Below are 18,239 nucleotides of genomic sequence, written 5' to 3'. Positions count from 1 at the left end.
GCTACTTATGAAAGAAAGGGTCTTAATCGCTAACAGAGGGGAGATTGCACTTCGCATCATGGAAGCCTGTCAAGAATTAGGGGTTGATTATGTGGTAGTTTATACCAAAGAAGATGAGGAGTCTTTGCATGTAAGGCTTGCAGAAAAAAAATATCGTATTTGTGATTACCGAGATATGAATGACCTTTTGGCCGTGGCTGATGAATCTGGTTGTACCGCAGTACACCCAGGGTATGGTTTTCTTTCAGAAAATTATCGTTTTGCCAGGAGGGTAGTTAAGAGGTCAAGACCTCTGGTTTTTATCGGGCCCTCTTGGGAGGCTATAAGAGATTTAGGAAATAAACTTTTTATGAAAAAACTTGCTAAAGATCTCGGTATTCCTGTTATCCCTGGGACTACAGAGCCTGTTTACAACGAAATAGAGGCTGAACTAAAAGCAGAAGAACTTTTGGAAGAACTTTCTTCTTTAGGGATTCAAAAGCCTTCTCTTCTGGTAAAGGCTGTAGCTGGCGGCGGTGGGATGGGTATTGAAGAGGTTAAAAACTTAGATGAACTAAGGCCTACTTTTAGAAAAATTAGGGCTTACGCTAAAAGACTTTTTGGAGATGAAGGGGTAATTATCGAGGGCAAAATCCCAGTTTTTCAACATTTAGAAGTACAGATTTTGGGCAGTAAGCACGGAGAATATGTACATTTTGGAACCAGGAATTGTACTATCCAGAGTCCACATAAACAAAAAAGAATAGAGATAGCCCCTGGTTTTTCTTCTCAACAAACCTACAACTTTGATCCCCAAAAAGTGGAAGAAGAGATTATAAACTATTCGATAAAACTTGCCAAAAACTTTAATTATGACAGTGTAGGCACCTGGGAATGGCTGGTTACCCCAGACGGAAAGTTTTATTTAATGGAGGTTAACACCAGGATCCAAGTAGAAAACGAAATATCTGCTAAAATTTCTTTTATTCATAATAAACAGGTAAACCTTATAAAAGAACAAATAAGGATAGCCTTTGGGGAAAAGTTAGGTTATTCTCAAAAAGACATAAAATTTAAAGGGACAAGCATAGAATATCGTCTGATTGCTGAAGACACTAAAAGAGGGTTTGTGCCTTTAAGTGGAACTATAAACAAGTTTAGTTGGCCAAAAGTGCCTTGGCTTACGATGAGAACTCATGTTCCTCAGGATAAACCTTATACCATTCCTACTCAGTTTGATCCCAACCTTGCCTTAGCTATTATCTATGGCGAAACTTTTGAAGAAGCTAAAAAGAAAGGATTAGATTTCTTAGACCAACTCATCATAGAAGGGGTTACCCCTAACGGAGAAAAGTTAGAAACCAACATTTCCTTTTTAAAGGAAAAAACAGAGCTTTTATATAAATTTTTAGAGGCGTAAAGCCTATGCAAATGGAACTACATAAAAAATTAAAAAACCTTTTAGAAACCGCTACCTATATTAGAGATATTAAAGGAGAAGAGTTTTTTGATATAAGTTCTTTGATAAATAAAATCTCAGAAGTTTATGACAATTTTTATAAGTACGAGCAAGTTTATTTAGAAGATTTTATCCAAAAAACAGAAAAACAGCTTGAAGTGCTTTTAGAACAAGGAGAAAAAACATTAACCCCTTATGAGATAGTAAAAATCACCAGGCATCCTCAAAGGTTTACCCTTCAGGATATTTTAGAAAATGTTTACGACTCTTATATGGAGCTTGGGGGTGAAGGAGAGCTTAATATAGACCCTGCTGTGGTTTGTGCTAAAGCTATGATCGTAAGAAAGGTAGGAGACGAAATATTTTTTCATCAGGTAATGGTTATAGGTCATGAAAAAGGACATGGAGAAGAGTTTAGAGAAGGAGGAAGTGCTAAACCTTGGGGTAATGAAAAAGCCTTGCGTTATATGAAAATGGCAGAAACCGAAGGGATTCCAATACATTTTTTTATTTTTACTCCTGGGGCTTATCCTATAGAAGATTATCCAGGAGCAGCGCAACAGATCGCAAGAAATCTTTATTATATGGCTAAATTAAAAGTCCCTATAATATCTTTTATCTCTGAAGGAGGGTCTGGAGGGGCTGAAGCTATAGGTTTAGCTGACATGAGACTTATGGCAGAAAAAGGATATTATTCTGTAATAAGTCCTGAAGGGGCAGCTGCTATAGAGGCCAAAATAAGAGATGGCCGCCCTCCAAGAGAATTGGTAGAAAAATGTGCTAAAGCACTTAAACTTACCGCAAAAGATAACCTCCAATTTGGAACGATAGACAGAATTATACCAGAACCACCACTTGGAGCCAGAAAAAAAGATTATGAATTCTTTAAAAGATTAAAAATAGAATTGATAAAAGCTACAGATGAGGTTGTCCTTCGAACAAGAAGTATAAAATTTTTAAGAAAATATGCCGTTTCTAAACAAGAAACAGAAAATTTTAAATACTATGTAAACTGGGATTTAGACGAAGATGAAGTAGAAATTTTAATAGAAAATCGCTATAAAAAATACAGAAAGATGACCCAATGGGCGATTTATGAAAGCAAAAGTCTGATTAAATCCTTTTTTGACTTGGGACATAATGTTAGCGTTAAATTTAAAAACGAACTAAAGTATAAAATTTTAAGACAAGGACAAAAAACCTTTAAGAAGTTTTTGGACGAATTAACCAGTGAATCTACCCTTCTTTTGAAACCTGTTTCTGACCCGATAAAAACGGTCTATAATCTTATTGTAGGTAAAAAAATAAGCACTAAGGTTGTCACCCCTTCTTTACAAGATGAGGACATCCCTACTTATATAAGCCCTTTAGCGTTAGAAGATAAAACGGTTACTTGTCCTCAGGCTGAAAAACATGGATGTCCAGACCTTTGGGTACCAGACCTTTACGGAGAATTTTGTGGCGTTTGTCCTAATTGTGGCTATCATTTTCCCTTAGAATATAAGTGGTACCTAAACAACATTTTTGACAAAAACAGCATTCGCACGTTTAACGATGAAGTCTTTTCCACCAATCCCTTAGAGTTTGAAGGTTATGCAGAAAAACTAAAGGCAGCAAGAAAAAAAACCGGACTTAACTCAAGCCTTATATCCTTTGAGGCTAAAATAGGTGGAATTTCGCTTATAGCAGTGATGTTAGTAGCAGAGTTTAGGCAAGGAACAGTAGGAGTAGCCGAAGGGGAGAAATTTATAAGAGCAATAGAACTGGCTAAGCTTACCAGGCGCCCGTTTTTAGCTTTAGTTCATACTACTGGGGGTATAAGAATACACGAAGGCACGTTAGGTGTAGTTCAAATGCCAAGGTGCACGATGGCTGTAAGAGACTATGTAGATGAAGGAGGGCTTTACATCGTTGTGTATGACAACAATTCTTATGCTGGACCTATAGCCAGTTTTTTAGGGTCTGCACCTTATCAGTTTGCCTTAAAGTCTACCCGGTTGGGCTTTGCTGGTCCTCGTGTGATAAAAGAGACTACAGGACAAGACATTCCTCCTGATTATCACAGTGCAGAAAACGCCTTAAAAAGAGGACACATCCAAGGTATTTGGGACAGACGAGAACTTCGGAAAAAACTTTTTACTGCTTTGCTCACGATGGGTGGTAAAAATCTATACTATAGATAAAAAATGCTAAACAACAAGGATTAAACCATGAGGATAGAATATGAACATTTAAATCGTATGCTTCAAAAATTTAAAAGTAATCCATATAAAATTTTTAAAGTGAATACGATACATACTGGTTATATCAGAGAATTTTTGGTTAAAGAAGGAGATGAAGTAAAAGGTCCTTCAGGTAAATGGTTAGAAAAACCAGGAACTCCCCTTTTTGTGTTGGAAAGAGAGAAAAATTTAAAAACTATAAGGGCCTATATCGATGGTTGGGTGCAAAATTTAAGAACAGACCTTCTGGGAAGGTTTGTTGAAGCTGAAGAAACGATACTTGAAATTAAACATCCTCTTTCTCAAGAAGAGGTAATTTCCGAAGTTTTAATGTCAGCTCTTTACATCATCAAGGCTCCAGAAACAGCAAAGTATGTTTTAAGCCCTTTGTTAACAGCTAAGATAGAAAAAGAAGGACTACACAAAGTAAAAGTCAAAAAAGGGGATGAACTCTTGATTATGACGTTTATGAAACGCGAAACCCCTATTTTCCTAAATGCGGAAGGCACTTTTCTTATTTATCGGGTTTATTTCAAACCCTTTCAACTGGTTGAAAGGGAACAACCTTTGCTTGGACTCTGTCCTGAGGAACAACTTCCCTATTTAGAAAAGATAGTTTCTCGTATCAAAGAAGAGTGGCCTCTTTAACCTCATTTTTAAATTTAGACTTTTCAGAATTTTTTCCAGAAATAGGTAGAGAAGTTTGGCATTTCCCTACCCTTTCACGGGCTATCCAAACCTCTAAAGACCTTATTAAATTGTATCCAAGAACAGCTAACGGAAGGATAGTAAGAGGAGATCTTCTTTTAGAGGCTAAAGGTAGGTTTGACAGAAAATGGTTTGCGGAAAAAGGTGGGCTTTGGGTAGCCTTAAGTTTATATGATGAATTTTTAGAAAATCATGCCTCTTTAGTGTCATTCATACCTGGACTTGCCATGGTAAGATGTGCTCGATATTTTGGTATTTATCAAGCTAAAGTTAAGTGGATAAACGACCTACATGTAAACGGTAAAAAAATCGGTGGGGTATTGATCGAAAGATTTAACGATTGGTATATTATAGGTATAGGATTAAACATTAACAATCCTCTTCCCAAAGGTATACCTTCTGAAAGTTTTAGAAATTTGTTAAAAAAAGAAATACCTGTTTTAGAAGTTTTAGAAGTCTTAATCCATTGGTTAAGGTATTATTTTGGATTTTTAAGGTGGTTTGAACAAAAGCACCTTGAGGAAGAGCACTTACCTAATTTGATTATAGAAGATTTTAAAAACTTTTCTGATACCTTGGGAAGGTGTGTAGCCTATGGGTATAACATAGATCGGGATGATTATTTGATAGCCCAAGCTATAGACATTACCTCTTCAGGGAAATTAGTCCTAATTTCAGAAGAAGGTCCTATAGAAGTTTCAACAGGAGAAATTCTTTATCTTTTATAAAATTTATAATCAAGATAGTTGTAGTATTTTTGTAGAGATGAGAAAGAGAGAGATTTCATCTTTAGACGTTTAATGCTTTCAACCATAGCCCTTGCACAAGAAAGGGTAGTAGCATAAGGTATGTCTAACTCCATGGTATATCTTCTGATAAGATAGGCATCTTCTTTACTTTCCTTACCTTTGGCTGTATTGATGGCAAGAACTATTTCTTTATTTTTGATAAGATCTAAGATATTAGGCCTTTTAAGGTCAGAAATCTTAGGAACCTCTTTTATCTTTATTCCAAAGGATGAGAGAAACTTACAGGTTCCTTCTGTACCTATTAAATTAAACCCTAATTCTTGTAAGGTTTTAGCTATTGGGATGACAAGAGGTTTATCTTCATCTTTTACTGAAATAAAAACCGTTCCAGAGACAGGAAGTTTCATCCCGGCGGCAAGTTGAGCTTTGGCATAGGCTAAAGCTGGGTCCCAATCTATACCCATTACCTCACCTGTAGACTTCATCTCAGGGCCAAGTATTACATCAACCTTAGGAAACCTTTTAAAAGGAAAAACCACCTCTTTTACGCAATAATAAGGTGGTATAACCTCTTTAGTAAATCCGATGTCTTTTAAAGAGTATCCTAACATGATCCAGGTTGCGAGTTTGGCTAAAGGAACCCCGATGGCCTTAGATACAAAAGGCACAGTTCTTGAGGCTCTGGGATTAACCTCTAACACATAAAGTTCATCATCTTTGATGGCAAATTGAATGTTTATGAGTCCCTTTACTTCTAACTCTTTAGCTAATAATTTGGTGGCTTCCTTTATCTCGTTTAAAAGTCTTGGGGCTATGTGAAGAGGGGGTAGGATACAGGCAGAATCTCCGGAATGAATGCCTGCTTCTTCTATATGCTCCATGATACCTGCTACTACCACGGTTTCCCCATCTGAAATAGCATCTACGTCTATCTCTATAGCATCTTCTAAAAATTTATCGATTAAAATAGGATGTTCAGGGTTTACCTTGACCGCAGCAGAGATAAAATCTTTAAGATCTTCTTCAGAGTAGACTATTCGCATGGCCCTACCACCTAATACATAAGAAGGACGAACAAGTAAAGGATATCCAATGCTATTAGCTACTTTGATGGCCTCTTCTTCGCTATAAGCGGTGCCTGCTTTAGGTCTTTTTAGGTTTAACTTTTCTAAAAGCTGCTCAAATTTTTCTCTATTTTCTGCCCTGTCTATGTTTTCCGGAGAAGTACCTAAGATCTTTACACCATGTTTATAAAGAGGTACTGCAAGGTTTAAAGGAGTTTGTCCTCCAAACTGAACGATTACTCCATCAGGATTTTCTTCTTCATAGATGTTAAGAATATGTTCTAAGGTCAGGGGTTCAAAGTATAGCCTGGTTGAAATGTCATAATCTGTGGAAACGGTTTCAGGGTTTGAATTTACCATTATGGCTTCAACCCCTTTTTCTTTTAAGGCTAAAGAGGCATGCACACAACAATAATCAAATTCGATACCTTGCCCTATTCTATTAGGCCCTCCTCCTATGATTAGGACCTTTTTGTTTTTAGTAGCCCTACCTTCGTTTTCTACCTCATAGGTAGAATAAAAATAAGGGGTATAGGCTTCAAATTCAGCAGCACAAGTATCTATAAGTTTAAAAGTCGATTTTACTCCCAAGGATTGTCTATATTGTCTTACTTTATGAGGGTCAGTGTTGGTGAGAAAACCTATTTGATAGTCTGTAAATCCCATTTGTTTCAGTTCTCTAATCTCTTCTACGGTTAAAGTTTCTAAAGGTCTACCTTTTATCTCTTCGCTTTTATCAAAAATTTCTTTTAGATGATAAAGAAACCATGGGTCTATGTAGGTAAGATTATAGATATCTTCAACACTAAATCCGGCTTTAAAAGCCTCTCTTATATAAAACAACCTTTGACTGTTAGGTTTAACCAGTTTTTCTTTAATAACCTCCTTAGGAAGGACTACTCCTTGATCTGAAGGAGACTTTCCGTCGGCTCCAAACCCAAATCTTCCTATCTCAAGACCTGCAATAGCCTTTTGCAAAGCCTCTTTAAAGGTCCTACCTATGGCCATCGTCTCTCCTACAGACCTCATAGAAGTAGTAAGTTCATCTGGAGATTCTGAAAACTTCTCAAAAGTAAACCTGGGAATCTTAACCACCACATAGTCTATGGTTGGCTCAAAAGCAGCTTTAGTCTCTTTGGTTATATCATTAGGTAGTTCGTCTAAGGTATAACCTATCGCCAGTTTAGCAGCGATTTTAGCTATAGGATATCCGGTAGCTTTACTGGCTAAAGCCGAAGACCTGGAAACTCTGGGGTTCATCTCGATAACAACCATGTCTCCGTTTTTAGGATTAACCGCAAACTGAATGTTTGACCCTCCTGTTTCTACCCCTATCTCTCGAATGATAGCCTGAGCAGCACTTCTCATCCTCTGGTATTCTAAATCTGTAAGGGTTTGAGCCGGTGCTACGGTGATAGAATCGCCGGTATGAACCCCCATGGGATCAAAGTTTTCTATAGAACAGATGATAACCACATTATCCTTAAAATCTCTCATAACTTCAAGCTCAAACTCTTTCCATCCAAGCACTGACTCCTCTAACATCACCTGATGGATAAGGGACATCTCTAAGCCTTTTTCTGTGATTTCTCTTAACTCTTCTATGTTATAAGCTACTCCTCCTCCTGTTCCTCCTAAGGTAAAACTAGGCCTTACGATGATCGGAAAACCAAGTTCTTTAACGGCTTTTTCTATTTCATTTAAGGAAGTGATGATTAAACTCTTAGGCACCTTTAGTCCGATGTTTTCCATCGCCTTTCTAAAATGTTCTCGACTTTCAGCCTTTTCTATAGCTTTAGCGTTAGCTCCTATTAATTCGACTTTGTATTTTTCAAGCACCCCTTTCTTGGCTAAAGCAAAAGCAATGTTTAAACCTGTCTGTCCACCTAAGGTAGGAAGCAACGCATCAGGCCGTTCTTCTTTTATGATATATTCTATTACCTCAGGACATAATGGCTCTATATAAGTGTGATCTGCCATTTCAGGGTCTGTCATGATGGTTGCTGGATTGGAGTTAACTAAAACTATTTCATAACCCTCTTCTTTTAAAGCTTTACATGCCTGACTTCCTGAATAATCAAACTCACAAGCTTGACCTATGACAATAGGCCCTGAACCTATAATTAAAATCTTTTTTATGTCTGTTCTTTTAGGCATATTCCTCCCCTTTTATCTTTATCGTTTAAAACTTAAAAAATTTTTAGCTAAAACTTTTCAAATAGAGAATAAGTTTTTATTTTAGAAGCCTTTAAAAGATTTTGATACCAATTTTTAAACCATTTGTCTCTTTTTTGGGCTAAAAGGGTTGAACCCGTTTGTTGGATTTCTATATTAGAAATCGTTCCATTAAAGTTTTTAATGGCTTTTACGGCAAAAACTTTGAGCTCATCTTTTTCCCAAGTAAAACTTTCTATCAACTTTGGAGCACCTACAGTAGCAAAAAGTTGAGCTACGTTAGGAGAAAATAGTTGAGAGGCCTGCAACCTGGTTAAACGGTGTTCTTTTACTGTAAAACCTTCTTTTTCAAAAATTTCTTTGGCAATCTCTTTTTGAGCTTTAGCTTTTTCTAAAAAGGATTTAACCTTTTGTTCACAAAGCTCTTTACCTTTATTAGCCAGATAGTCCTGTTTAACCTTTTCTTTTACCTCGGCAAACTCTAAAGACCTTGCAGGTTTTTTGTCAAAAACCTCTAAAATAACAAAACCCTTAGAAGTTTCAAAAGGGGCTAAAAACTCCCTTTTGGGAGCTTCAAATACCTTTTTAGCTACTTGGGGATTTTGAAAAAGATTTAAAAAGTCTTTTTTAGTAAGCCAATCGGTCTCTAAAAGTTTTATTTTATTTTTTTCAGCCCATACTTTTAGATCATTCTCCTTCATGATTTCAGAATAAATTTTGTTAACCTTTTCTTGGGTAACTTTTCTTATTTTCTCAGTTTTAAGAAACTTATAGATATCTCCTTTTACCTCATCAAAAGAGGCCACCCCTTCTGGCTTGACAGCCTCAACCCCTATTATTATATAACCTGAAGAAACTTTGAAAGGCCCTAAAATTTGACCTTCCTTAGCCTGCTTAAGGACTAATTTGATCTCATCTGGTAGAGCACCCTCTTCTACCCATCTAGCTTCAATCTTAAGGTCGTTTAGGCTTTTTATCTCACTTTTAAGCTTTTGTGCTTTTTTTAAAGAAGCGTCATCTGTACCTTCAACTATCAAGGTTTTAATCTTAGCCCTAAAAGGCTTTCTAAACCGGTCTAAATTTTGTTCATAAAACCTCTTAGCCTCAGCCTCGGTTACCTCAACCGAGGTTTCATAAGGCACAACCAAATAAATCAGCTTAACCTTTTCTTCTTCTTTATAAATATCTCTATGGGCAAGATAATAGTTTTCTAAGTCTTTTTCTGTATAACTTATCTTTTCTATGCAGGTTTTTAAAGGTAAAACCCCTTCTAACAGGTCTAATTCTTGTTTAGAAAAGGTTAAATAATCCTTAACTTCTTCGTCAGAGACTACGATAGGGGTAGTAAGAACTAATTCTAATCTTTGCTGCACGATGTCATAATAAATTAATTTTTCAAAAAATTTAGGGGTTGTGCCTAATTCTTTTAAGACCATCTGATATTTTTGAGGGCTAAACCTTCCGTTTTCTTGGAAAGAAGGTATTTGAGCTATACTAAGACTAACCTCTTCTGGTAAAACTTTTATTCCTAATTTCTTAGCATAGTCTTCTAAAAGTTTCATCTTGATAAGTTCGTCAAGGACTTGTTTTTTAAGGTTTAATTTCTTAAGGTCTTCTTCGTTGATTTCACCAAAGGCCTGCTTTAAACGAAATAACTGGAAATTATAAAATTCTTGAAATTCCTTAGCGGTAATAGGGATTCCGTTCACCTTAGCGACTAAGTCTCTTTCGGAAGTAACAAAACTTCCGATACCCCAAAAAACGAAAACGAGGATAATGACAGCTAAAAAAGTTTTAGCAAAAACTGAAGTAGCGCCTTTTCTTAAAAAATCAAACATAAAAACACCTTAATAAGTTTTTATAAATATACCAAAAATTTTTTAAATTGTCAAAAACTTTTTAAACGGTGTTTGTATTTTTAAAACTAATGGAAAAAACTAAAATGTAACAAGTAGCTCTTTTCTACTAGAGAGTTTTTAACATTTTTTAACCTGTAAAACGTAAAAAGGACAACTTAGTTTTATAAACAATTTGAAGGAGATTTAAAAAGGTTAAAGAGGTTGTAAAAAACAAGAAACTTAGTTAAAAGACTTATGATTATAAACTTTTATAATAAGATTACTAAACAACCAAATTATTTGATTCTCCTGGTGGAGATGAGGGGATTCGAACCCCCGACCTCCGGAGTGCGATTCCGGCGCTCTCCCAGGCTGAGCTACATCCCCTTATCTTTAGTGGGTAGTAGCTTTGATTTTGGCTGATTCAAACTTTTTAAAAAGCTTAGAAATTTTGTTAGCAGCCTTTTTCCAATGAAAAATTCCTTTTGAGACCCCTTTATGAATCAAACTTTGAACGCCTCTTAATTGCGATTCAGCTTTTTCTAATTCTTTGGAGTTTAAATAGTTTAAAAACTTTTTAATCTCAGTTTTAACCCTACTTTTAAAGGCCTTGTTTCTTAGCCTTCTTTTTTCGCTCTGTCTTAAAGCCTTCTTAGCAGACTTGTGATGTGGCACTTTATTCCCCTCCCTTTCCTTTGTTAAGTTTTGGATTAAAATTTATAGTAAAATATAATTTTGTCAAGGTTTGTATAAAAACTTTTGCTAAAAATCGATGAGTGCTTACATAAAAAAAAGATTTAAACCTTTTGTTTCTGCATTTAGTTTGTCATTGTTATTTCATACATTTTTCTTTATTTTTTTAGTGTTAACCCCTAATACTAAGGAGTTTTTCAATTTTTATTTAGAAGAATTTTTTAACTTAGAAAACATATCTTTTTCTAAAGAGGATAGATACGCTTTTCAAAATAAACAAAAACTAGCTAAAAAGGAATTTTCTAAAAAAACTGCAACACCTACCCCTAAGAGTGAGCTTAAAACCCATGAACCTGAATCCTTCAATCAAGCCTTCCCCGCCTCTTCTCAAGAGTCTTCGTCCCCGCCTCAATCTAATCCTTTCGTAAATCCTTCTGAAGAAAAAATTGGATTGGAAGCCCAAAACTCAGAACCATCTAATGGGTCTCAAATTCAATCTGGTTTTGCCAAAAGCCCTTCTGAAGAAGGGCTTTCTTCACAAACCCAAAACTTAGAACCTTCTTCACCCATTGGTTCTAAAGAAAATGTGTCTTTACCTAAAAGACTTGTTTACGAGATTTTCTACGGACCTTTTAAGTTAGGAGAAACGGTTATCCAGATAGAAGGGGCTAAATATACGGCGGTTGTTTACACTACTGGTTTAGGAAATACCATCTATCCTTATTATGCCAAATGGGAAACCTGGGTAGATGAACAAGGTAATCCATGGAAAACAATCGTTTATTCAAAGGACCGAGAAAAGGAAAGGAAAAAACTTATCTTTTTTGAAAAAGAAAAAGGAATAGTTTTAGTAAAAAAAGATTTAAAATCAGATAAACCAGGAGAAACCTTTAACTTAGCCTATCCTATTTATGATGAACTTTCCTCTTTTATAAAATCTTGGTTAAACGATTATCTAAGCCAACCCAGAGTAGAGTTCCCAATCTATGTAAAAGAAGAAAGGAAGTTGGTAAAGGTTTCTTCTTATAAGGAAATCCAATGTGCTTATCAAAATAAAGAAAAAATTTGTTTAGAATTAAAGGTTAGACTTCCAGAAACCAGCGAGCTTTTAAGCAGAAATAGAGAAGTTCGGGTCTATCTGTTAAAAGACGAAAGATATCCTTTAGAAATAAGGGGGAAACTCCCCCTTTTAGGCAGCTTAGTCGGTAAACTTAAAGAGGTAGTAAAATAGATTTAAAAACTATTTTCAAAAATGTAATTTAAAGCTTTCTTAATACGAGAAATTGTTCTTTCCTTTCCCAAAACTCTTATGATTTCAAAAAGTCCTGGGCTTACCGTTTTTCCAGTAAGGGCTATTCTGATGGCTTGAGCTATGTCTTTTAACTTAAAACCATAGGCTTCTGCTAAACTTCTAAAATATTCTTCTAAGGTTTTATCTTCTAAAGGTAGATTTTCCAAGTCTTTACAGACCTTTTCTAATACAGGAACCATTTGAGGTATGAGAAACTTTTTGGCTCCTTTTTCGTCATAAGAGATCTCTTCTACTAAATAAAAATCCATCATCTCTGCAAGTTCTACTAAGGTTTTTCCTCTGGTTTTTACGGTCTCTATAGCCTCCAATAAATATTCTTCAGGAAATCGAGTAAGGTCATATTTTTTTGAGAGGAAAGGTTTTAGGTGTGCAAGTAAAAATTGATTGTTGCTAACTTTTATCCAATAGGCGTTGACTGCTAAAAGTTTGTCTGGGTCAAACCTTGCAGGAGAAAGGTTTACGTTTTTGATGTCAAACTTTTCTATTAATTCTTCAACGGTAAAGTATTCTTGATCTCCAAAACCCCAGCCAAGCCTTGCCAGATAGTTTATCAACGCATTAGGTAAAAAACCTGCTTCTCTATACTCAAGAATAGACTTAGCACCGTGCCTTTTTGAAAGTTTAGCCCCGTCAGGTCCAAGCACCATCGGAATATGAGCAAACTTAGGAGGTTCAACCCCAAAGGCTTGATAAATAATTAATTGTTTTGGGGTATTAGAGATATGATCATCTCCTCTTATTACATGGGTTATACCCATGGTAATGTCATCTATCACTACCGCAAACTGATAAGTGGGGGTACCGTCTGAGCGAAGTATTACAAAATCGTCCACTTCTTCTGCGGGAAAAACAATCTTTCCTCTTAAAAGGTCTTCAAATATGATTTCACCAAATTCAGGGGCTTTAATCCTTAAAGCCCTACCCTCGCCTGGTCCTAAGTTTTTATCTTTACATGTTTTGTCATACCTTGGTTTTTGTCCGCTTTCAAGCATTTTTTTCTTCTTCTCTTCTAAAACCTCTTTAGGGCATTCACAGTAATAGGCTTTTCCTTCCTCAAAAAGTTTTTGGGCATACTTCTGATATAATTCGAGTCTTTGACTTTGAAAATAAGGTCCTTCATCCCAGTCAAGCCCAAGCCATTTTAAAGCCTCTAATATAGAGACCACATATTCCTCTTTAGATCTTTCTCTATCGGTATCTTCTAACCTTAAAATAAATTTACCTTTATGATGCCTTGCATAAAGCCAGTTAAAAAGGGCAGTTCTTGCACCGCCTAAATGAAGGTGCCCTGTTGGGCTTGGGGGAAAACGAGTAATTACCTTAGCCATCAACCATCCTCCCTTTGTCTATTTTAAAATTTAAAACTTAATAGATGAGGTTAATATATGACTATTCCTCCGTATCCTACGACAGAAGAATAGTCTCTGATTATGTCTCCAGAGGTAGCATAAGCGATGAGTTCTCCTTTGGTAGCCCCTAAATGCTTGCAGGCAACTATATTAATCGCTACAGGAATAACCCCGCACATGCTTATGTTGTTTTCTACCACCACTTTTAAAAGTCCTTCTTCTGAAAGAGATAAAATTTCCTTGATAGCCAAAGAATCTTTATATTTAGCTGTTTCTTGAGGCACGTAATGGCTAAAGTCAGAGCTTGCAACGATAAAAATCCTTTTTTCTGGAAAAAGACTAATGGTTTGAGCAAGGGCTATCCCAATCTCTCTTATTTCTTTAAGAGAAATCCATCTTAAACAAATAGCCACAATTTCTACCTTTGGGTTTATATACTGCAAAAATGGGACTTGAACTTCTAAAGAGTGTTCATGTGCATGGGCTAAAAAATCCTCTGAAGCCAAGGGACAAAGTTCTATAAAACGGGTAGTAAAGGTTTTGTTTATTTTAGCCTCGCCTAAGGGAGTAATAAAAGAAGTTCCATTAAAAACAGCGATGGGTTTACCCATACCGGTATGGTTCGGACCTAAGATAACGGCAATATCAGGAGGGACTATTTTTCCATAGACAGCTCCGGCTACATGTCCTGAATAAAAATACCCAGCATGAGGCAACACCCCACCTTTAGCAGGTATTTTAGTCTCTGAAAATTTTATAAGCTCGGCAAGATGTTTCTCTAATTCTTTAGGATTGTTGCTATAAAAATAGCCGGCTACTGCAGGTTCTCTTTTCATTTTTACAACCCTCTTATTTTTTTGAGTTTTTCTAAATCTTCTGGTGTGTCTATCTCAGGCACCTCTTCAGAAACTATACTAACCGCTATTTTATATCCATGTTCTAAGGCTCTTAACTGTTCTAATTTTTCGGTCAGCTCGAGTGTTCCTGGAGGGAGTTTTACAAAAAGGTCTAAAAATTCTTTGGTATAAGCATAAACCCCTATATGTTTTAAGTATAAAGGAGGTTCTCCTGGGGGTCTAAAATAGGGGATAAGGTTTCTTGAAAAATAAAGGGCATAGCCTTGAAGGTCTAAAACCACCTTAACCTTGTTGGGGTTGGTAAGGTCTTCATCTTGTTTTATAGGAGTAGCAAGGGTAGTCATTTTAGCCTTTTTAGAAACTAAGGGCTCTATTAAAGGTTGAAAATAGGCTGCAGGAAAAAAAGGTTGGTCTCCTTGAAGGTTGATTACTATATCTTCAGGGGCAAGACCAAGGATGTCAGAAGCCTCAGCTATTCTGTCTGTCCCACAGATATGAGTGTTTGCAGTCATCAAGGCCTTACCTCCAAACCTTGAGACTTCCTGTAAAATCCTTTCATCATCAGTAGCCACCCACACTTCCTTTATACCAGAACTTAAAGCCCTTTCGTAAACATGTTGGATCATAGGTTTTCCTTCTATATAAACTAAAGGTTTGCCTGGAAAACGAGTAGAACCGTAACGCGCTGGTATGATGATTACCTTTCTCATGGTTTCATAATTTAAACTAAATTTGTAAAAATAAAAGAAGGACTTGAATTTTCACGCTTTAATATTAAACTTAAGTCATCTTTTATAAAATGGGTAACTTTTAACTTGCCAAAGTATTTTTAAATCTAAATAGAGGTTGTTATGGCCAAAAGAGTTAAAATTATTGAATTAGCAGAAGAACTTCATGTAGAACCTAAAGAGTTGTTAAAAAAACTTAAAGCCGAAGGTTTTCAGGTTAAAACTACTTTGTCCTCTATATCAGAAGAAGAAGCAGAAAAAATTAGAATGCTTCATGGAAAAAAACATGAGATAATAGTTTTTAGAAAAGAAGAGATTGAAGAAATACATAAAGAGGAAATAAAAGTAGAAGAAAAAGTTGAAGAACCTAAAATAGAAGAAGAGCAGCCTAAAAAAAAGAAACTTTTTTTAAGAAAGAAAAAAACAGAAGAGGAACCTAAGAAAGATGAAAAGGTTTCTTTGATAGAAGCCTTCGATGAAGAAAAAGCACCAGAAGCTTCTTTAGAAGCTGAACCGTTTAATAAAGAAGAACCGTTAGAACCAGCAGAAAAAACTGAAACCTCTTTTCAAGAATTTTCGCAAATAGAAACTCCTCAAGAACAAATTTCTCAACCAGAAGTTTCTCAACCAAAAATTTCGCCAACAGAAACTCCAAAATCAGAAACTCCTCAAGAAGTTTACGGAAAAAGGGTGGTTACAGAGTTTAAACCAAGAAAGGAAAGAGGATTTAAGCCTAAAGATTCATCAGTGCCCCCTACCCCTTCTAAGGAAGAAGTTGTTGTACCTGTAGAGCCTAAACCGTTAGACAAAGAGGATTTCAAAAAGAAAAAAAAGGACAGAGAATTTAAAGAAGAAAAGAAAAAACCTAAGAAAAAAGGTGGTTTTGTTAAAAAAGAAAGGTTTGATGAATTTTTTATAGAAGAAGAACCGGTTGCCTTGTTTGAAGAAAAGCAAGAAGTCGAAGGTTTAAAGCCTAAGGAAAAGAAAGAAAAAACTTCTGAAAGACCCCCTACCCTTCCTCCTAAGGAAAAGAAAATAAAAATCTACGAAACGATTCAGGTTAGCGAGCTTGCTAAAATGATGGGGGTAAAGGTTGGTGAACTCATCAAAAAGGCTTTACAGATGGGAATGCCGGTTACCGCTAACCAATCTATCGATGCAGATACCGCTGCCATTTTAGCCGATGAGTTTGGTTATCAAATAGAAAAAGCTCCTATTGAAGAAGAAATCCTTTTACAATACACTCCTCCTTCACCAGAAGAATTAAAACCTCGTCCTCCGGTAATAACAGTTATGGGACATGTAGACCACGGTAAAACTAGTCTTTTAGATGCCATCAGAAAAACAGATGTAGCCAGTAAAGAGGCCGGTGGTATAACCCAACATATCGGTGCTTATACCGTAAAACTGGAGGCTGGAAAAACAATAACCTTTATAGATACCCCAGGTCATGAGGCCTTTACTTCTATGAGGGCAAGGGGTGCTCAGGTTACGGACATAGTGATCTTGGTAGTAGCAGCAGACGATGGTGTGATGGAACAAACTAAAGAGGCTATAGAGCATGCTAAGGCAGCTAAAGTACCTATAGTGGTAGCCATCAATAAAATAGACAAACCTGATGCTAATCCTGATAGAGTTAAATCTCAACTGGCTGAGTTAGGTTTAGTTCCGGAAGAATGGGGTGGCGATACTCTAATGGCTAATATTTCTGCCAGAAATAAAATCGGTATAAACGAACTGTTAGAGTTGGTACTTCTTCAAGCTGAAATGTTAGAATTAAAAGCTGCTTATGATAGACCTGCAAGAGGAAGGATTATAGAGAGTAAACTGGATAAAGGGAGAGGGCCAGTAGCTACAGTGCTTGTTCAGGAAGGAACACTTAAAGAAGGAGATATCTTTGTAGCCGGCCTTACCCATGGAAGGGTAAGGGCGATGTTTGACAGCTATGGAAAAAGGGTTAAAGAGGCAACCCCTTCTGTCCCGGTAGAAATTTTAGGTTTTGAAGATTTACCTCAGGCAGGAGATGATTTCATCGTTTTAGACAGTGAAGAAAAAGCAAGAAAGATAGCAGAGTATAGACAAAGAAAGGCAAGAGAAGCAGAGACAGCCAAGGAAGTTAAAATTTCTTTAGAAAAGATTTTCGAAAAACTTAAAGAAGGTGAACTTAAAGAATTAAACATCGTGCTTAAGGCAGACACTCAGGGAACTTTAGAAGCCTTACAAGCTTCGCTACTTAAAATTTCTACTGATAAGGTTAAAGTTAACATCATCCGCGCAGGGATAGGGGCTATTTCTGAAAGCGATGTTATGTTGGCTTCTGCCTCTAACGCTATCATTATCGGTTTTAATGTAAAACCCAGTTCTCAGGCAAGAGATTTAGCTAAAAAAGAGGGAGTAGATATTAAGTTTTATGACGTTATTTATCAACTTATCGACGATGTAAAGAAAGCAATGGCTGGATTACTTGAACCTGAAATAATAGAAGAAATAAAAGGTTTAGTAGAAGTAAGGGCTATATTTAAAGTGCCTAAGGTTGGGGTAGTTGCTGGATGTTATGTAAAAGAAGGAGTTATCAACAGAAACCATCAAGTAAGAGTGATAAGAGATGGGGTGGTCGTTTATACCGGTAAAATAGCCTCTCTTAAAAGGTTTAAAGAGGATGTCAAAGAGGTAGCCGCCGGTTATGAATGTGGAGTAAGGATAGAAGGGTTTAACGACGTAAAAGAAGGAGACCTTTTGGAAACTTTTGAGCTTAAAAAGGTGACTCAAGAACTCTAAAAGTTGTATAAATTGAAAGGTGTGTAAATGGTGGTTGGAGTAGCTAAAATAGAACTTTTTATTCCTGAGCCCAATTCTTTAAAAGCTAAAAGGCAGGTGCTAAAGGCCTTAACCCAGAAAATAGAGGCTAAGTTTAGAAAAGTTTCCTTGGCAGAAGTAGATGGGCACGATCTTTGGCAGAGGGCGGTATTAGGGATAAGTGTGGTAGGAAAGGATCAAAAATTGGTTGATAGCAAAATAAATGATATTCTTAGCTTTATTCAAAAAGATGGAAGGTTAGAAATCATAAACGCAGAAATAGATTTTATTAATTATTAAGGTTTTTTAT

At 36.2% G+C, this 18,239-nt stretch carries 13 protein-coding genes and 1 tRNA gene; 7 read left to right on the top strand and 7 right to left on the bottom strand.

Going from position 1 to position 18,239, the window contains the following annotated elements:
• Positions 1 to 7 precede the first annotated feature (7 nt).
• The 4 genes from F1847_RS04605 to F1847_RS04590 are packed head-to-tail and all read left to right on the top strand — an operon-like array spanning position 8 to position 5,096.
• Positions 8 to 1,399 (top strand): biotin carboxylase N-terminal domain-containing protein, encoded by a 1,392-nt coding sequence (locus tag F1847_RS04605; RefSeq protein WP_150071920.1) that lies wholly within the window; start codon positions 8 to 10, stop codon positions 1,397 to 1,399.
• Between the two features lie 11 nt (positions 1,400 to 1,410).
• Positions 1,411 to 3,621, top strand: a complete 2,211-nt coding sequence (locus F1847_RS04600; protein ID WP_150072760.1) for an acetyl-CoA carboxylase carboxyl transferase subunit alpha/beta — start codon at positions 1,411 to 1,413, stop codon at positions 3,619 to 3,621.
• Positions 3,622 to 3,648: 27 nt separating this feature from the next.
• Positions 3,649 to 4,308, top strand: a complete 660-nt coding sequence (locus F1847_RS04595; RefSeq protein WP_150071919.1) for a hypothetical protein — start codon at positions 3,649 to 3,651, stop codon at positions 4,306 to 4,308.
• Complete coding sequence (locus F1847_RS04590; protein WP_150071918.1) at positions 4,296 to 5,096, top strand: biotin--[acetyl-CoA-carboxylase] ligase; 801 nt, start codon at positions 4,296 to 4,298, stop codon at positions 5,094 to 5,096. The genes F1847_RS04595 and F1847_RS04590 overlap by 13 nt, the downstream gene beginning before the upstream one ends.
• Here F1847_RS04590 and carB read toward each other — a convergent pair.
• The 4 genes from carB to rpsT all read right to left on the bottom strand — a co-directional run bounded on the left by carB (position 5,084) and on the right by rpsT (position 10,869).
• Positions 5,084 to 8,338: a carbamoyl-phosphate synthase large subunit gene (gene carB / locus F1847_RS04585; RefSeq protein ID WP_150071917.1), complete on the bottom strand. Its 3,255-nt coding sequence runs from the start codon at positions 8,336 to 8,338 to the stop codon at positions 5,084 to 5,086. The two genes, F1847_RS04590 and carB, sit on opposite strands and share 13 nt — an antisense overlap.
• A gap of 47 nt (positions 8,339 to 8,385) precedes the next feature.
• The gene (locus tag F1847_RS04580; RefSeq protein WP_150071916.1) at positions 8,386 to 10,194 is read right to left on the bottom strand and encodes a SurA N-terminal domain-containing protein; all 1,809 of its coding nucleotides are present in this window, start codon (positions 10,192 to 10,194) and stop codon (positions 8,386 to 8,388) included.
• 310 nt (positions 10,195 to 10,504) lie between these two features.
• Positions 10,505 to 10,581 (bottom strand) — tRNA-Ala (locus F1847_RS04575).
• Positions 10,582 to 10,587: 6 nt separating this feature from the next.
• Positions 10,588 to 10,869, bottom strand: a complete 282-nt coding sequence (gene rpsT, locus F1847_RS04570; RefSeq protein ID WP_150071915.1) for a 30S ribosomal protein S20 — start codon at positions 10,867 to 10,869, stop codon at positions 10,588 to 10,590.
• 97 nt (positions 10,870 to 10,966) lie between these two features.
• Between rpsT and F1847_RS04565 the strand changes: the two genes are divergently transcribed.
• The gene (locus F1847_RS04565) at positions 10,967 to 12,118 is read left to right on the top strand and encodes a DUF3108 domain-containing protein (protein WP_150071914.1); all 1,152 of its coding nucleotides are present in this window, start codon (positions 10,967 to 10,969) and stop codon (positions 12,116 to 12,118) included.
• A 2-nt stretch (positions 12,119 to 12,120) separates the two neighbouring features.
• Here F1847_RS04565 and gltX read toward each other — a convergent pair whose 3' ends face one another.
• Genes gltX through kdsB form a run of 3 tightly spaced genes read right to left on the bottom strand, consistent with a single transcriptional unit; the run spans position 12,121 to position 15,115 of the window.
• Complete coding sequence (gltX, locus tag F1847_RS04560) at positions 12,121 to 13,527, bottom strand: glutamate--tRNA ligase (protein WP_150071913.1); 1,407 nt, start codon at positions 13,525 to 13,527, stop codon at positions 12,121 to 12,123.
• 50 nt (positions 13,528 to 13,577) lie between these two features.
• Positions 13,578 to 14,384 carry an AmmeMemoRadiSam system protein B gene (gene amrB / locus F1847_RS04555; protein ID WP_150071912.1) on the bottom strand — a complete coding sequence of 269 codons (807 nt, stop codon included), beginning with the start codon at positions 14,382 to 14,384 and terminating at the stop codon, positions 13,578 to 13,580.
• A gap of 2 nt (positions 14,385 to 14,386) precedes the next feature.
• On the bottom strand, positions 14,387 to 15,115 hold the full coding sequence (gene kdsB / locus F1847_RS04550; RefSeq protein WP_150071911.1) for a 3-deoxy-manno-octulosonate cytidylyltransferase: 729 nt from the start codon (positions 15,113 to 15,115) through the stop codon (positions 14,387 to 14,389).
• 141 nt (positions 15,116 to 15,256) lie between these two features.
• Between kdsB and infB the strand changes: the two genes are divergently transcribed.
• Together infB and F1847_RS04540 are read left to right on the top strand one after the other, a co-directional pair.
• A complete protein-coding gene (gene infB, locus F1847_RS04545) occupies positions 15,257 to 17,911 on the top strand; it encodes a translation initiation factor IF-2 (protein WP_150071910.1) in 2,655 nt (884 codons plus the stop codon).
• Between the two features lie 27 nt (positions 17,912 to 17,938).
• Positions 17,939 to 18,229, top strand: coding sequence for a DUF503 domain-containing protein (locus tag F1847_RS04540; protein WP_150071909.1), 291 nt, complete (start codon positions 17,939 to 17,941; stop codon positions 18,227 to 18,229).
• The last annotated feature ends 10 nt before the right edge of the window (positions 18,230 to 18,239 follow it).

The organism is Thermodesulfobacterium sp. TA1, from assembly GCF_008630935.1.
Classification (GTDB): domain Bacteria; phylum Desulfobacterota; class Thermodesulfobacteria; order Thermodesulfobacteriales; family Thermodesulfobacteriaceae; genus Thermodesulfobacterium.
Note: the sequence above shows the minus strand (reverse complement) of the source record. Positions and strands in the feature narration are given on the sequence as shown.